At 28.3% G+C, this 14039-nt stretch carries 17 protein-coding genes; 15 read left to right on the top strand and 2 right to left on the bottom strand.

Going from position 1 to position 14039, the window contains the following annotated elements:
- Window positions 1–240: 240 nt before the first annotated feature.
- The 7 genes from nagA to B3J31_RS14510 all read left to right on the top strand — a co-directional run bounded on the left by nagA (window position 241) and on the right by B3J31_RS14510 (window position 6209).
- Complete coding sequence (gene nagA / locus B3J31_RS14540; RefSeq protein WP_346868547.1) at window positions 241–1350, top strand: N-acetylglucosamine-6-phosphate deacetylase; 1110 nt, start codon at window positions 241–243, stop codon at window positions 1348–1350.
- A gap of 34 nt (window positions 1351–1384) precedes the next feature.
- Window positions 1385–1696 carry a hypothetical protein gene (locus B3J31_RS14535; RefSeq protein WP_150846142.1) on the top strand — a complete coding sequence of 104 codons (312 nt, stop codon included), beginning with the start codon at window positions 1385–1387 and terminating at the stop codon, window positions 1694–1696.
- Between the two features lie 125 nt (window positions 1697–1821).
- Window positions 1822–2562, top strand: a complete 741-nt coding sequence (gene truA, locus B3J31_RS14530; protein ID WP_207656797.1) for a tRNA pseudouridine(38-40) synthase TruA — start codon at window positions 1822–1824, stop codon at window positions 2560–2562.
- Between the two features lie 90 nt (window positions 2563–2652).
- The gene (locus B3J31_RS14525) at window positions 2653–3927 is read left to right on the top strand and encodes an MFS transporter (RefSeq protein ID WP_346868548.1); all 1275 of its coding nucleotides are present in this window, start codon (window positions 2653–2655) and stop codon (window positions 3925–3927) included.
- Between the two features lie 140 nt (window positions 3928–4067).
- The gene (locus B3J31_RS14520; protein WP_346868549.1) at window positions 4068–5078 is read left to right on the top strand and encodes a substrate-binding domain-containing protein; all 1011 of its coding nucleotides are present in this window, start codon (window positions 4068–4070) and stop codon (window positions 5076–5078) included.
- A gap of 26 nt (window positions 5079–5104) precedes the next feature.
- Window positions 5105–5860, top strand: a complete 756-nt coding sequence (locus B3J31_RS14515) for an exodeoxyribonuclease III (protein ID WP_346868550.1) — start codon at window positions 5105–5107, stop codon at window positions 5858–5860.
- A 76-nt stretch (window positions 5861–5936) separates the two neighbouring features.
- Window positions 5937–6209, top strand: coding sequence for a hypothetical protein (locus tag B3J31_RS14510; RefSeq protein WP_346868551.1), 273 nt, complete (start codon window positions 5937–5939; stop codon window positions 6207–6209).
- An 82-nt stretch (window positions 6210–6291) separates the two neighbouring features.
- Here the strand turns inward: B3J31_RS14510 and B3J31_RS14505 are convergent, their stop codons facing one another.
- Window positions 6292–6663 (bottom strand): hypothetical protein, encoded by a 372-nt coding sequence (locus B3J31_RS14505; RefSeq protein WP_150846138.1) that lies wholly within the window; start codon window positions 6661–6663, stop codon window positions 6292–6294.
- 423 nt (window positions 6664–7086) lie between these two features.
- Between B3J31_RS14505 and B3J31_RS14500 the strand changes: the two genes are divergently transcribed.
- From B3J31_RS14500 to B3J31_RS14490, 3 genes are read left to right on the top strand one after another with little or no spacing between them, the layout of a single operon-like run.
- Window positions 7087–7449, top strand: a complete 363-nt coding sequence (locus tag B3J31_RS14500) for a DUF2089 domain-containing protein (protein WP_346868552.1) — start codon at window positions 7087–7089, stop codon at window positions 7447–7449.
- A 16-nt stretch (window positions 7450–7465) separates the two neighbouring features.
- Complete coding sequence (locus B3J31_RS14495; protein WP_346868553.1) at window positions 7466–7858, top strand: SHOCT-like domain-containing protein; 393 nt, start codon at window positions 7466–7468, stop codon at window positions 7856–7858.
- A 27-nt stretch (window positions 7859–7885) separates the two neighbouring features.
- On the top strand, window positions 7886–8155 hold the full coding sequence (locus tag B3J31_RS14490) for a hypothetical protein (RefSeq protein WP_346868554.1): 270 nt from the start codon (window positions 7886–7888) through the stop codon (window positions 8153–8155).
- A 58-nt stretch (window positions 8156–8213) separates the two neighbouring features.
- Here B3J31_RS14490 and B3J31_RS14485 read toward each other — a convergent pair whose 3' ends face one another.
- Window positions 8214–9332, bottom strand: a complete 1119-nt coding sequence (locus B3J31_RS14485) for a hypothetical protein (protein ID WP_346868555.1) — start codon at window positions 9330–9332, stop codon at window positions 8214–8216.
- A gap of 490 nt (window positions 9333–9822) precedes the next feature.
- Between B3J31_RS14485 and B3J31_RS14480 the strand changes: the two genes are divergently transcribed.
- The 5 genes from B3J31_RS14480 (at window position 9823) to B3J31_RS14460 (ending at window position 14000) form a co-directional block, all read left to right on the top strand.
- On the top strand, window positions 9823–10956 hold the full coding sequence (locus tag B3J31_RS14480; RefSeq protein ID WP_346868556.1) for a 1-propanol dehydrogenase PduQ: 1134 nt from the start codon (window positions 9823–9825) through the stop codon (window positions 10954–10956).
- 245 nt (window positions 10957–11201) lie between these two features.
- The gene (gene eutS / locus B3J31_RS14475) at window positions 11202–11549 is read left to right on the top strand and encodes an ethanolamine utilization microcompartment protein EutS (protein WP_150846133.1); all 348 of its coding nucleotides are present in this window, start codon (window positions 11202–11204) and stop codon (window positions 11547–11549) included.
- A gap of 8 nt (window positions 11550–11557) precedes the next feature.
- Window positions 11558–11989 (top strand): EutP/PduV family microcompartment system protein, encoded by a 432-nt coding sequence (locus B3J31_RS14470; protein ID WP_346868557.1) that lies wholly within the window; start codon window positions 11558–11560, stop codon window positions 11987–11989.
- A gap of 21 nt (window positions 11990–12010) precedes the next feature.
- Complete coding sequence (locus tag B3J31_RS14465) at window positions 12011–12583, top strand: ANTAR domain-containing response regulator (protein ID WP_035130570.1); 573 nt, start codon at window positions 12011–12013, stop codon at window positions 12581–12583.
- Window positions 12576–14000 (top strand): sensor histidine kinase, encoded by a 1425-nt coding sequence (locus B3J31_RS14460; RefSeq protein WP_346868558.1) that lies wholly within the window; start codon window positions 12576–12578, stop codon window positions 13998–14000. Before B3J31_RS14465 ends, B3J31_RS14460 begins: the two co-directional genes overlap by 8 nt.
- Window positions 14001–14039 lie beyond the last annotated feature (39 nt).

The raw sequence follows: 14039 nt of genomic DNA, 5'->3' as shown, positions 1-14039 counted from the left end.
CTTATAATGAAATGTAGAATATCGTACTATTTCCATAGTTCACTATTTAGATAGGTAAATAGGTAAATAGCCAAATAGCCAAATAGCTATATAGGAAACTATTTAACTATTTAACTATTTGTTCTATTCATGCGGGTTTCGAGGCATTTTTCATTTAAATAGTAAGATTGGAAATATATAAAATATGAATATTAATAATTGCTTTGTTAGTGAAAAATAAAGGTTTAAGGGGCAATGGGAATGATAAAGGTATTAACAGATACAACAATATATATTAAAGATGGAAAAATTGCAGACCATGGAGAGCCTTTAGTTATAGAAAAAGGATGTTACGCAGTACCTGGCTTTATAGATGAGCATACCCATGGTGGATATGGAATAGATGTCATGGACACTGATTATGAAGGCTTAAGAAATCTAACTAATAAATTGCCAGGAGAAGGAGTTACAGCTTTTCTTCCAACCACCATGACTGCAAGTTTGAAAAAAATAAGAGAAGCTATTGATAATACTTTAAAGGTTAAAAACCATAATGATAATAATGAAGTAGTTGGAGCAGAAATAATTGGACTTCATTTGGAAGGTCCCTTTATAAATAAAAAGTATAAGGGAGCTCAGGCTGAGGATTATATTTTAACCCCAGATAGTGAGATAATGAAGGAGCTTATAAAACATTCTCACAATAAAATTAAAAAAGTTACGTATGCTCCTGAATTAGACAATGAGTTTGAATTTATAAAATGTCTTACAAATAATAATATTATTCCATCAGTAGGTCATAGTGATGGAACTTTTTCTCAAATAGAAATAGCAGTAGAAAAGGGTCTTTCCAGTGTTACACATTTTCACAATGGACAAAGCCCTCATCATCACAGAGAGCCTGGAGTAGTTACTGCTGGTTTTACTTTTGATGAATTAGGTGTAGAAATAATATGTGATGGAATACATCTTCACAAAGATACTATAAAAGCTGTTTATAAAATAAAGGGAAGGGAAAAAATAATATTAATAACAGATTCTATGGAAGCTAAAGGGTTAAAAGATGGTGAGTACAAACTTGGTGGACAAAAGGTTATTAAAGTTGGAAATGAAGCTAGACTTGAAGATACAACCTTAGCTGGAAGTTGTTTAACTATGATAGATGCTGTAAAGAATATAATAAAATTCACTGGATGTACCTTAGAAGACGCTGTCACTATGGCAAGTACAAATCCAGCTAGGAATTTAAATATACTTCATAGGAAGGGTAGTTTAGATAAAGGCAAAGACTGTGATATAGTAATATTAGATAATAAGTATAATATTATAAAAACTCTATGTAAAGGAAAAGTTGTGTTTGAAAATAGATAAAAGTTTTAAGGATTAAGGAGGGAAAAATTATATTATGGCAAAGAAAAATAGTAAAAATAATGACTTTTTAAATACTCATAGAAATAGCTCATCACCTAAGATATATTCTCTTTTATTGAATTTAGTAAATGATGATAGAGAAGATTTAGCTAAAATTGTATTAAAGGTAGATTATTTGCTTCAATATACCAGTAATGCTATAAAACAAAGGGATTATGCAGAAGCAAAAGAGGCTATAGAAAAGGCTAGAGAAAGAATTGATAGTTTAAAGGCTGAAAATGTGGATGTAGAGTATTTAGAATACCTCTACCAAGGAATAATTAAAAATTGCAAGACAGTTAAATAATATAACTACATAATTTTATAGCTTTATTTTAGTAAAGAGTATATACTTAATTGGAATGAGCTAAGAGTTAGAACTCTGTTTATTCTATAGAGAATTTAACTAGTAGAGATAATAAAGGAGATTTTATGAGAAATTTAAAAATGGTAATAGAATATGATGGAACTAGATATAAAGGGTGGCAAAAGCAAAAGGATAATGTTGCTACTATACAAGATAAAATTGAAAATGTATTAAGTAAGATGACTAATGAAGATATTCAAGTTATAGGTTGTGGGAGAACAGACACAGGAGTACATGCTAAAAACTATATAGCTAATTTTCATACTAAATCTACCCTTACCAATGAAGATATTTTGAACTATCTTTATGAATTTTTACCAGAGGATATAGTTGTAAAATCAGTAACTGATGTTCACGAAAGATTTCACTCTAGATATAATGCAAAGGCAAAAACCTATGAGTATACTATAAACAATGGAAAATATAGAAATGTATTTAATAGAAAATTTACATACCACATTGAAGAAGAAATAAATTTAAATGCTATGATGGCAGCTGCAGATGTTTTGGTTGGTACCCATGATTTTAAGAGTTTTACAAGCTTAAAATCAGATAATAAATCCACTGTTAGAACTATAAATTATATTGATATAACAAAGGATGATGAGACTATTAAAATAGAGGTCAACGGAGATGGATTCCTTTTAAATATGGTTAGAATAATAGTTGGAACTCTTTTAGAAGTTGGGAAAAGTAAGTTAAAGCCAAGTGATGTTGCTAAAATTTTAGAGGCAAAAGAGAGATCACAAGCTGGACCAATGGCTCAAGCTAAAGGATTATGCTTAAAAGAAGTTGAATATAATTAATTTTAAGAGAGCAATAATGCTCTCTTTTTGTATAAGTATTGAAATTTTGTTTACCCTAAATAGAGAATGATTATTTAAGGTGGACATAAAATGGGTAAATTAAAGACGTTACAAATAATAAAAACATTTCCTAAAAATATACATATAATGGTGGCGAGCGAAGCTTTATGCGCTCTGGCCATGGGAATGTTTTTCTTCTTGCAAATTTTATATTATGATTTTATAGGTTTATCAGCTGAAGCTATAGGAACAATATTTTCTCTAGGCTCCCTATTTACTTTGACAGGCTTTTTTGTAGGACCATTTATTAAAATACTTGGAAGAAAGAGAATTTTATGTATAGGATTATTAATTTGTGCCATAGGAGTTGGGTTTCATATGGGGTTTAGAGCAATGATAATTCTTATGTTTGGTCAAATTCTTATAAATATAGGTACGTGTCTTATAAATGTTACAGAGTTACAATTGTTGTATTCATATACTATAGGAGAAAAGGAATGTTGTGCCTATAGCTATAAGTATTCTGTAAATTTAATAGCCGGAGCGGTAGGAGCACTAATAGCTGGAAATATAACAGGCATAGAATATTTTGCGAGAATAGGGTATAAAAAGTTATTTATACTAGCAGCCATAATTCTAATAGTGACTTCAACTATTAGATGCTTTTTGCTACCTAAGGATATAACTAATGTAGCAGAAAATGAAGAAGTAAAGAAAAGTATGAGAGAGACAATAGAATGCTTAAAGTCTGATAAGCAAATTAGACTTTTTTCTATGCTTTTATTTATTAATGCCATAGGATTTAGTGGTGTAGCACCTTATAATAATTTAATATTAAAGAATTATTTTGGCTTAGGAAATAATGTAATATCTTATATAACTTTTTCATTAACTATTTTAAGTATGTTTGGGCTTATTTTAATGCCTGGGATTATAGAACGGATGGGGGTAAAGAAATTTAACCTGACTGTATTTATAATTGCAATTATCAGTTGTCTTATGTTAGCAGTGGTTTCTAACAGTGAATTGTTTATACTTTTCTTAGTTATTAGAGGTATATCTGTTGGGCTTATAATTTACTCTTTAGATAGTCTGATGATGAGTAATATAGCCATAGAGCATCGAGATATATTTGCATCATTAAAGATGCTATCTAATGGATTCTCAGTAGCTATAGGGAATTTTCTTGGTGGAACTATTTTGAATAATTTGGGATATAGATATAATTATTTATACGGTTTTATTATACTTATTTGTGGTACTATATTTTTCTATCTTAAGGTTAGGATATATATGACAAGTACTACAATAAACAGATCTTGTTCCTGTAATTTTAAGGCTAGACATATTGAATATAAGAGATAGTAGAAATTGAAAAATAATTAACATAGACCATGTGCTTACTTCATAAATATTGGGGAGCATATGGTCTATTGTAGTTTAATAGAGTATCATATATAATATATTTATAGCTTAATAAATGACATAAAGTAGGAGGAATCTGTATGGGGGTTACAATAAAGGACATTGCGAAGATTGCCCAAGTGTCGGCAACTACGGTTTCTAATGTTATTAATGGAAAGACAGCAAAAACTACAGAGGAGACAAAACAGAGAATACTAAATTTAATTAAGGAGCTTGACTATAAACCGAATGCCATGGCTAGGAGTTTGGTTAATGGAGAAACTAAGCTTATTGGGGTTATTTTGCCGGATATTTCTAGTTTTTATTTTTCGCGAATAATTAAGGGTATTGAGGAAACGGCAGAGGAGCATGGATACAGCATATTAGTTTGTAGTACATATAATGATGCAGAAAATGAACATAAGTATATTAACCTAATGAGAGAGCACTGTGTAGATGGTATTATAATTGCGCCTAGTTTAATAAAAGAAAGTTGGCAATTTGAAGATTTATTACGAATTAAGTATCCTATGGTAGCTATTCATCGCAGCATTAGTAGTGGTGAAGACGTTTGCAATGTGTATCTAGATAGTTATAGTGATGGCTATGAAGCAACTAAATATCTTATTGAATTAGGACATAAAAATATAGGATGTATTAATGGGACACCTTGGTTAGCAAATTGTGGAGATGGCATGGAAGGGTATAGACAAGCTATGAAAGAGCATGGCTTAGAAATAGATGATGAATGGACATACTCTTCTATGCATGATGTAGAAACTGGTATTAAAGGAGCTGAAAAACTTTTAAATTGTAATAATAAGGTTACAGCTATAGTAGCTTGTTCTGATGTTATTGCTTATGGAGTTTATAAAGTTGCCAATAAGGTAAAGATATCTATACCATATGATTTATCTGTTATAGGCATTGATGATTTGGTTTTTTCTGAAATTATAACGCCAGCACTTACAACCTTTAAACAACCTATAAAAGAAATGGCTAGGAAAGCCACTGAAGAGTTGATATCTATTATTTTACGACAACCAAGGGAACAATCAGAGTATAGGTATACATCTGAATTAGTTATAAGAGAAAGTGTAGAAAGAATATAATTTGTTTTGGAAATGAGGTAGTATAAATGAAGTTGATTTCGTGGAATGTTAATGGCATTAGAGCTTGTGTTCAAAAAGGATTTTTAGATTTCTTTAAAGACGTAGATGCAGATATGTTTTGTATTCAAGAAAGTAAAGTTCAAGGCGGACAGATAGAACTTGATTTAGAAGGATATCATCAATATTGGAATTATGCTGAAAAAAAAGGTTATTCAGGAACTGCTATATTTACAAAGATAGAACCTATAAATGTATCCTATGGCATTGGAATAGAAGAACATGACAAAGAAGGTAGAGTTATTACCTTAGAGTTTGAAAAGTTTTATCTTGTAACAGTGTATACTCCAAACTCTAAGTCGGAGTTAGAGAGACTTGATTATAGAATGGTTTGGGAAGATGAATTTAGAAAACATCTTAAAAAGTTGGATGAAAATAAACCAGTGATAGTCTGTGGAGATTTAAATGTAGCTCACAAGGAGATAGATCTTAAAAATCCTAAAAATAATAGAAGAAATGCAGGATTTACTGATGAAGAAAGAAGTAAGTTCACTGAATTATTAGATTCTGGTTTTATAGATACCTTTAGAAGTTTCTATCCTGATTTAGAAGGTACATATTCTTGGTGGTCTTATAGATTTAAAGCTAGAGAGAAAAATGCAGGATGGAGAATAGATTATTTCTGTACCTCAGAAAGATTAAAGGAAAATTTAATTTCAGCTAAGATACATACAGAAGTATTAGGTTCAGACCATTGCCCAGTAGAACTTAAAATTAATATTTAACATTTAAAGTAATATTATTCCATAAACTTAAATATAATATATAAAATTATACTTAAGTAAATATGGAGGGGTTACTATGATAATAGATGCTAGTTTAAGAGATTTAAAAATTAAGGGAAGAAAATTTAGAAATGAAGGAAGAACTGTGGGAATGATACTTAGAAGTAATGGAGATGCTTTGCCAATTAGTATTAAACGTTCAGATATGGATAAATTTCTAAAAAGATATGGAGACCATAGTGATGTAACTTTAAGGGTTCATGGAGAAAATATTAATACATCTATAATAGAAGTACAAAGAGATCTATTACTTCATTATGCCCATAATGTGCAGTTTAAAGAAATTTAAATTATAGTTTGAAAAATCCCCAGTTAAATTGAGAATTCTCAACTTAACTGGGGATTTTTCTTATTTTAGTATCATTTATAGACTAAAGTGGTATTCTTGCAAGAACCATATGTTTATTTTTCATATTATATAACTGCTCCTTGGTAATTTCCTGAACAGTTGTAATTTTAGTTACATTGTGAATCATACCAACTCTAATTTTTGCATCTTCTAAGTCTCTTGCTAATAATGTTCCACAGTATCTAGCATCTTCAGTATCTACATTAAATAAGAATACATTTAATTTCTCTATTGGTACAACATCTTTCTTTAAAAATTCATCATCAAATTCAACTTCACTATCAAGAGAGATTAAACCTTCTCTAACTATAAGTTTATCCCACCCTTTATATTCACAAAGTCTACCCCATAGTCCTAAATTCATAATGCTTCTTACAGTAAGTTTTACCATCATAAAAATTCACTCCCTCTCAATTTTAACTTTCATATATTTTAATTATTATTGTACCATTATTTTGAAAAATATTCAATCAATTTACTGAATATTTAAAATTTTTATAGTTTATATATAATATTTATTGATTATACATTAATAAATATATTAAATTTATCAATAATTATGATTACCAATTTAAAAAGATTTATGTTATTAGATCTTTGGATATTTATTATAAAGTTTGTAATGAATTTTTTATAATAAGATTTTTATATATTAGAAAAAAATGAGTATAATTAATTATATCAATATTGAAATTAATTATATCAATATAATATCCGTTTAAAATTAATTTATTGAATAATAATATTAATTATTTTTAATGTATATATTTACAGTTAAAAGAATATGCTGTATAATTTTATTTAGGAGGTGACAAAAATGTATAAGGCATTAACAAGATGTCCTGTTTGTTCAGGAAAATTGAATATAAAAAGGCTACAGTGTGATGAATGTAATACTGTAATTGAAAATAATTTTACTTTTTCAAAGTTTGAGAAGTTAAATCATGATCAATTAAGGTTTGTAGAAACCTTTTTACAATATAGAGGAAATATAAAAGATGTAGAGAAGGCATTAGGAATTTCTTATCCAACAGTAAGGGGTAAGTTAGACGAAATAAATGAAGTATTAGGGCTATCTAGTAAAAAACAGCTTGAAATTGATAGAAAACATGTAATTACAAAGTTAGAAAATGGCGAGATAACTTCAGATGAAGCTATCGAACTTTTAAATAAAATATAAATTAGGGGGAGTAATCATGGAAGATAAGTTAAGAATTTTAAAAATGGTAGAGGAAGGAAAGCTTACAGGGGAGCAAGCAAGTAAACTTCTAGAAACCTTAGAAAAGAACGATGGGGATAAAGTGAAAGGCGAAGATGATGATGAATTCTTTAAAATACCAAAATCAACCAATGGAACTAGAATGCTTTATATAAGGATTAAATCTCACGATGGAGAAAATGTTAAAGTAACAATACCACTAGAGGTTATAAAAATAATGGCTTCAGCTGGTAGTAATGTAATTGAAAGTATGGACAAATATGATATTAAAATGGATATGATATTAGAAGCTATTGATAAAGGTGTTGTAGGACCAATTGTACAAGTAGATACAGATGAGGGAGATAAAATATTGATAGAAATAGCTTAAAATAATATATTAAGGGGATTTGAGTAAATGATTATTAATATAAAAGAACCAGGGGAAAATAAGAGTAAAAATATATGTATACCAAGGGTTTGTATTTCACTAGGAATATTTGTACTACCTTTAGCATTAAAATCCATGTATAAGAAAAAAAATAATAGTAAAACTAAGGTAGCAATCAATAATAAAGAAATGAAGAACTTAAAAAAAGCAATTAAGTATCTTAATAAAAATTATAAAGGCTTAGTTCTTGTAGATATAAAAACCAATGAAGGAGAAAGTGTAAAAATAGTTATATAGATAATATATGTATGTATTTTAAAGAGATTATCAGTTTGATTAAAGTCATTATGTAAAACTACATAATGACTTTAATACCTTTAGATTCAGCTTGTTTTATGAAATCCTCTAAATTTACAATATAACAATTTTTCATATTAATAGTTTTCAATGTAGGTATATCAAAAAGTTTAGAATAATCTGATATGTAAGCGTAGGATAGATTCAAGGTTTTTAGATTATTTATAACTTCTATTCCATCTACAATTAAAGGACCTTCTAAACATAGAGAGAATTCCTCTACATTAGGAAAATTTTTTAAGGTTGAAAGCTGAAAATCACTGCTAAAGTTAATAGTTAAATTTTTTACCTTTGGGAATAATGGCAGACTATTTATAGAATCAGTTTTAGGATATATAAGTTTAAAAGTATCTATTTTATCCAATAAGGCTACTTCACTTAAAACATTCAAGTTGCATCTGTGTATACTTAAGGTCTTTAAGTTATACAACTTAGTAATAGGTAAATAATCTAAAATTAATCCATTATCATTAATTTCCAAGGTTTTTAAATTTTCAATGTATTCTAAGCCTTTTAGATTAGATACATTTTTTATTTTAAGTATATTTACATTTGAAAGGTCAGTTTTATTTAAAGAATATAAAGAATATAAATTCATACCTATGGCTTTTTTTACAGTAATATTAAGGTTAGAATCTTTTATAATTCTCTTAGAATATATGTAATAATTAATTGAAAAGAAAGTACATATAGATAAAATCACCATAATAATTCTTAGATATTTTTTACTATGGAATTCTTTTGTAACTCTATAGATTATAGACATACTTAAAGATAATATAAGAATTATATGACTAGGTATGTATATGTATAATTTAAACAATAAATAATTTAAAATCATGGGAATGGTTATAATATAACTGATAATAATATAATTAGAAGAGTGAAGTTCATTAAAATTAGTAATAGTTATAACTGCAGTTATACATAATAATACAATCCATGGCAAAGGAAATTTACCATCTAGGACTAATAGATTTGAAAAGAATAGATTAAATATCATAAAAGCAATGAGAAAACTTATAGAAATAATATACCAAACATTACATTTAGATTCTTTAGGATATAAAGTAATAATATTATTTTTTACATTAGTTTTATAAGAAAAGTTTTTCATTCTGTCCTCCTAGTATAAAGGGTTATAATGCTATACAAATATTATATTTTAAAAATAGTTATATGTAAACGTATAATAGACTCGAGAAAATATAATATTTAACGGCAAATTTAGAGGATTTTATCATAAAAATTATTTTAATCAGAAAAATTTTTAATATTTATTAATATAAATAAAAATATTGTAGAAAATAGCAGTTTAAGAAATAAATATTATAGTGTAAAAATAAAATTAAGTTAATTAATAAGTTCACATTTAAATTAATTGAATATTTATTGACTTTTATTTTTTAAAATAGTATATTGAAAATATGTACAATGAAGTACTTAAAGAGCAGTGAAGCTCCATAGGATTATTCCTATGGAGCTTTTTGTGGTTGTTTTTAGGGTAAATTTAATAATGAATTTTCTTTTAATAAACTTACTGCATAAATAGTTAATTAATTTTAAAGACTATATTGTAAATAAGATAGTCTTGAAAGGAGTTTAAGATGAACAATTTTAAAATTAAAACTCAGATTTATTTTGGTCAAGGAGCTTTAGAACGGTTAGAGGAAGTAGGAAATAAAAAAGTTTTTGTAGTTACAGATCCTTTCATGGTGAAATCAGGAATGATTAATAACATAACAGAAAAATTAAAAAGTGCTAACATAACTATATTTAGTGATATAGTTCCAGATCCACCTATAGAGATCATAGTTCAAGGTATAGAAGAGCTTCAAAAAGTTAAGCCAGAAGTGTTGATTGCTCTAGGCGGAGGTTCTTCAATAGATGCAGCTAAAGCAATAATGGATTTTGCAAAGAAAATTACATCTGTTACAGATATGGAATTTATAGCTATACCAACTACAAGTGGTACAGGTTCAGAGGTTACATCCTTCTCAGTAATAACAGATAAAACTAAGGGAACAAAGTATCCATTAGTTTCAGATGACCTATTGCCAGATGTGGCGATATTAGATCCAGAACTAGTGAAAAGTGTACCTGGATCAATTACTGCAGATACAGGTATGGATGTAATAACTCATGCTCTTGAAGCTTATGTATCTACAAATGCTTCTGATTTTTCAGATGCTTTAGCTGAAAAAGCACTTATACTATCCTTTAAATATCTTTTAAGAGCATATAATAATGGTGAAGATATAGAAGCTAGAGAAAAAATGCATAATGCATCATGTCTTGCAGGAATTGCGTTTAATTCAGCTTCTCTTGGATTAAATCATGGGATAGCTCATGTTCTAGGCGGCAAATTCCATGTGCCTCATGGAAGAACTAATGCTTTATTATTACCTTATATAGTTGAATTTAATGCTGACATAGTAGGATATGAGAATAATGAATTTTCTAGAGCTGCTATTAAATATGCTAATATAGCAAAATTATTAGGATTACCTTGTAGTAATGCTAGAGCAGGAGTTAGAAGCCTTGTAAATGAAATTAAAAAATTACAAAAGGAAATGAAGATGCCTACCACATTAAAAGCTTGTGGTGTATCTATGGAAGAATTAGAAAAGCTTAAAGAAGAAATTGCAAACAATGCATTATTAGATGCATGTACTGCAACTAACCCTAAAATACCTACTCCTCTTAATGTTATTGAAATTATCGGAAAAATTAAAGAATAACATTAAAAAATGGGTTGACAGTATAAAATTTTGAATATATAATCGAAATATACACAAAGTAGTGTAATGGTTTTAAGCAAAGGGGCTTCTTGAAAATATTATGTTTTCGAGGAGCCTTTATTATTTTTATAAAATTATAGATTTATTTAAGAATAGTTGTTAAAACACAGGTAATACTAAGACTAATAATTTATATGAAAATATTATTTTAGTGTTGTCTCTAAATGCAAAGGTAAGGTGAGTATATGAGTGATGATAAGCAAAGGATCATACAGGAGTTTGTTCCAGGAAAACAAGTAACCCTTGCACATATAATAGCAAATCCTACAGAAGAGCTTTATAAAAAGCTAGGTCTTGTCGCAAGTACTAGAGATGCTATTGGTATTTTAACTATAACTCCAAGTGAAGGTTCTATAATTGCTGCTGATGTAGCTACAAAAGCTGCTGGAGTTAATCTTGGGTTTGTAGATAGATTTAGTGGTTCACTTGTTATAACAGGAGATATTAGTTCTGTAGAATCAGCATTGAAGGAAGTAACTTCTATACTTGAAGGATTATTACAATTTACCTCTACAAAAATTACTAGAACCTAGGAGGTAACATGAAAAAAGCAATATTTATAGGAAAGACTGGAAGTGGCAAGACTACTTTGTGTCAAAAGATTCACGATTTAGATTTAGAATATAAGAAGACTCAATCTGTAGAAATTTATGATGAGTCTATAGATACTCCAGGAGAATATCTAGAAAATAGGTCTTACTACAAAGCTTTGATAGTAACATCAGTAGATGCAGATGTAATTGCACTAGTATATGATTGTACTTCAGAAGAATCGTACATAGCACCAGGTTTTTGTAGTATGTTTGCTAAAGAATGTATTGGGATAGTGACAAAGATAGACATTGCTCAAAACAAAGATAGAATAAAACATGCTAAGGAAATCTTAGATGAGGCTGGAGTATCTAGAATATTTGAAGTAAATACTTTAGATGGAACTGGCATAGAGGAATTAATTAAATATTTAAGTTCATAATATAGAGGAGAATAATTAAATATGAGTAAAAAAATCATAATAGTCGACGATGAGCCTATTATTAGAATGGATATCAGAGATATCTTAGAAGCGGAGGGTTACAATGTAGTAGCAGAAGCTTCAGATGGGTTTAGTGCTGTAGAACTTTGTAAAGAGCATAAACCTGATTTAGTAATTATGGATATACAGATGCCTATACTTGATGGCATAGGAGCTAGTAAAAGAATTAGACTTGAGCATCTTGCAGGTGGAATACTTTTATTGACAGCCTTTAATGATACTGAATTTATAGAAAAGGCTAAAAGTGTAGGAGCATATGGATATCTGGTGAAACCTTTAGATGAAAAATCATTTATCCCAACAGTGGAAATGTGCTTAGCTAAAGTAGAAGAATTTGAAGAGTTAGAAAATAACCTGGAGAAAGTTACATCAAAGTTAAACGAAAGAAAATTAATAGAAAAAGCAAAAGGTATACTTATGAAAGAATTAAATTCCGATGAAGAAGAAGCTTACAGATACATTAGAAAATTAAGTATGGATAGAAGATGCTCTATGATAGATATTGCAAAAACCTTAATAGTGGCTTATGAATAAGATAAAAGAATTATGTAATATTTATACTAATCTTACTGATGAAGATGTTAATAAAATCATAGAGGTTTCTAGCTCTATTGAGTTAATAGCTAATTTAGAGGAATGTGATGCTTTTATAGATGTGCCATCAAAAAATCCAGAAGAAGCTATAGTTGTTTCAGAAGGAAGAAAAAAAGAATCTATTTATACTAATTCTGTAGTAGGGAAAAAAGCTTTAAGAATTAATGAGCCTGGTGTAATAAGAACTCTAAAAACTGGTGAGGTTTTTAAAGGAGTAAGAGCTTTAACACAAGAAAATAGATTTGTAAGGCAAAAGGTATACCCGATTTATAATAAAGAAAAAATAATAGGAGTAATTATTGTTGAGGATGATATAAGTAATGAGATAAAAGAAGATTTTACTATTCCTAATGATGGATCTAAAAGCAAAAGACAAAAGACACATCAGCTTATGAACTTGATAAATTCCAATAGATTGATAAATGATAACTTAGAATCTGCCATTTTAGTTTATGATGAAAATGGAATATTAAGAATTAAAAATAGAAAAGCTGATATGATTTACATAGGTAGAGGATATAATGAGCTTGAAGGAATGCATTATGATGATTTGTCCTTAGATAATACCCTATTTACTAATATTAATAAAATCTTAGAGATTACAGAAGATAATAAAGTAATAACAAAGGAAATAAAAGTTGGTAATTTTTATTATGGAATAAAAAGAATACTGATTAAGGAAGAAGATTTGAGAGTTATTGAAATAGTTCAAGATATAACAGATATAAAGAATAAAGAAGCTGAAATAATCTCTAAATCTGTTGCCATAAGAGAAATTCATCATAGAGTAAAGAATAACTTACAAACTGTAGCTTCACTTTTACGTATTCAAGGGAGAAGATGTGATAGTGAGGAAGCAAAGGTGAGTCTTCAAGAAAGTGTAAATAGGATTCTAGCTATTGCAGCAACTCATGAACTTTTGTCAAAGGATATAAGTGATGAGGTAAAGATTATGAAGGTTATAAATGCTATAGTAGATAATGCTAAAAGATGTTTTTTAAACATTCAAAAGGAAATTAACATAGAAGTATCCGGTGATGATTTTTATATTGATACAGATAGAATTACTGCAATATCTCTTATAATTAATGAGTTAATACAAAATTGTTATGATCATGCTTTTAATCATAGGAAATGTGGAACTATAAAAATTATTGTCATTGAGCAGGAGGAGTATAGAGAAATATCAGTAGCTGATGATGGAGTTGGTTTTGATACGTCCATAGATAAATCTTCTAGCTTAGGAATGTCTATAGTTAAAAACTACATATCTGATAAATTAAAAGGTGATATAGATATATTTTCCAATTATCGGGGGACTAGAATTAAATTTAGATTTCCTATAAAACTTGAATAAAATAGAACTACATTGAAGTAGTTTGATTTAAGCAAAGAG

Origin of the sequence: Clostridium sp. UBA5988 (assembly GCF_002435615.1) — a bacterium.
Taxonomy (GTDB): Bacteria; Bacillota; Clostridia; order Clostridiales; family Clostridiaceae; genus Clostridium_J; species Clostridium_J sulfidigenes.
Note: the sequence above shows the minus strand (reverse complement) of the source record. Positions and strands in the feature narration are given on the sequence as shown.

Excerpts from the sequence above, each read along its gene's own strand:
- B3J31_RS14470 (WP_346868557.1), top strand. The coding sequence starts at position 11,558 with ATGAAAAAAGCAATATTTATAGGAAAGACTGGAAGTGGCAAGACTACT.
- B3J31_RS14510 (WP_346868551.1), top strand. The coding sequence starts at position 5,937 with ATGATAATAGATGCTAGTTTAAGAGATTTAAAAATTAAGGGAAGAAAA.
- B3J31_RS14520 (WP_346868549.1), top strand. The coding sequence starts at position 4,068 with ATGGGGGTTACAATAAAGGACATTGCGAAGATTGCCCAAGTGTCGGCA.
- B3J31_RS14485 (WP_346868555.1), bottom strand. The coding sequence starts at position 9,332 with ATGAAAAACTTTTCTTATAAAACTAATGTAAAAAATAATATTATTACT.
- B3J31_RS14500 (WP_346868552.1), top strand. The coding sequence starts at position 7,087 with ATGTATAAGGCATTAACAAGATGTCCTGTTTGTTCAGGAAAATTGAAT.
- B3J31_RS14495 (WP_346868553.1), top strand. The coding sequence starts at position 7,466 with ATGGAAGATAAGTTAAGAATTTTAAAAATGGTAGAGGAAGGAAAGCTT.
- B3J31_RS14535 (WP_150846142.1), top strand. The coding sequence starts at position 1,385 with ATGGCAAAGAAAAATAGTAAAAATAATGACTTTTTAAATACTCATAGA.
- B3J31_RS14480 (WP_346868556.1), top strand. The coding sequence starts at position 9,823 with ATGAACAATTTTAAAATTAAAACTCAGATTTATTTTGGTCAAGGAGCT.
- B3J31_RS14465 (WP_035130570.1), top strand. The coding sequence starts at position 12,011 with ATGAGTAAAAAAATCATAATAGTCGACGATGAGCCTATTATTAGAATG.
- B3J31_RS14490 (WP_346868554.1), top strand. The coding sequence starts at position 7,886 with ATGATTATTAATATAAAAGAACCAGGGGAAAATAAGAGTAAAAATATA.
- B3J31_RS14515 (WP_346868550.1), top strand. The coding sequence starts at position 5,105 with ATGAAGTTGATTTCGTGGAATGTTAATGGCATTAGAGCTTGTGTTCAA.
- B3J31_RS14525 (WP_346868548.1), top strand. The coding sequence starts at position 2,653 with ATGGGTAAATTAAAGACGTTACAAATAATAAAAACATTTCCTAAAAAT.
- B3J31_RS14460 (WP_346868558.1), top strand. The coding sequence starts at position 12,576 with ATGAATAAGATAAAAGAATTATGTAATATTTATACTAATCTTACTGAT.
- nagA (WP_346868547.1), top strand. The coding sequence starts at position 241 with ATGATAAAGGTATTAACAGATACAACAATATATATTAAAGATGGAAAA.
- eutS (WP_150846133.1), top strand. The coding sequence starts at position 11,202 with ATGAGTGATGATAAGCAAAGGATCATACAGGAGTTTGTTCCAGGAAAA.
- truA (WP_207656797.1), top strand. The coding sequence starts at position 1,822 with ATGAGAAATTTAAAAATGGTAATAGAATATGATGGAACTAGATATAAA.
- B3J31_RS14505 (WP_150846138.1), bottom strand. The coding sequence starts at position 6,663 with ATGATGGTAAAACTTACTGTAAGAAGCATTATGAATTTAGGACTATGG.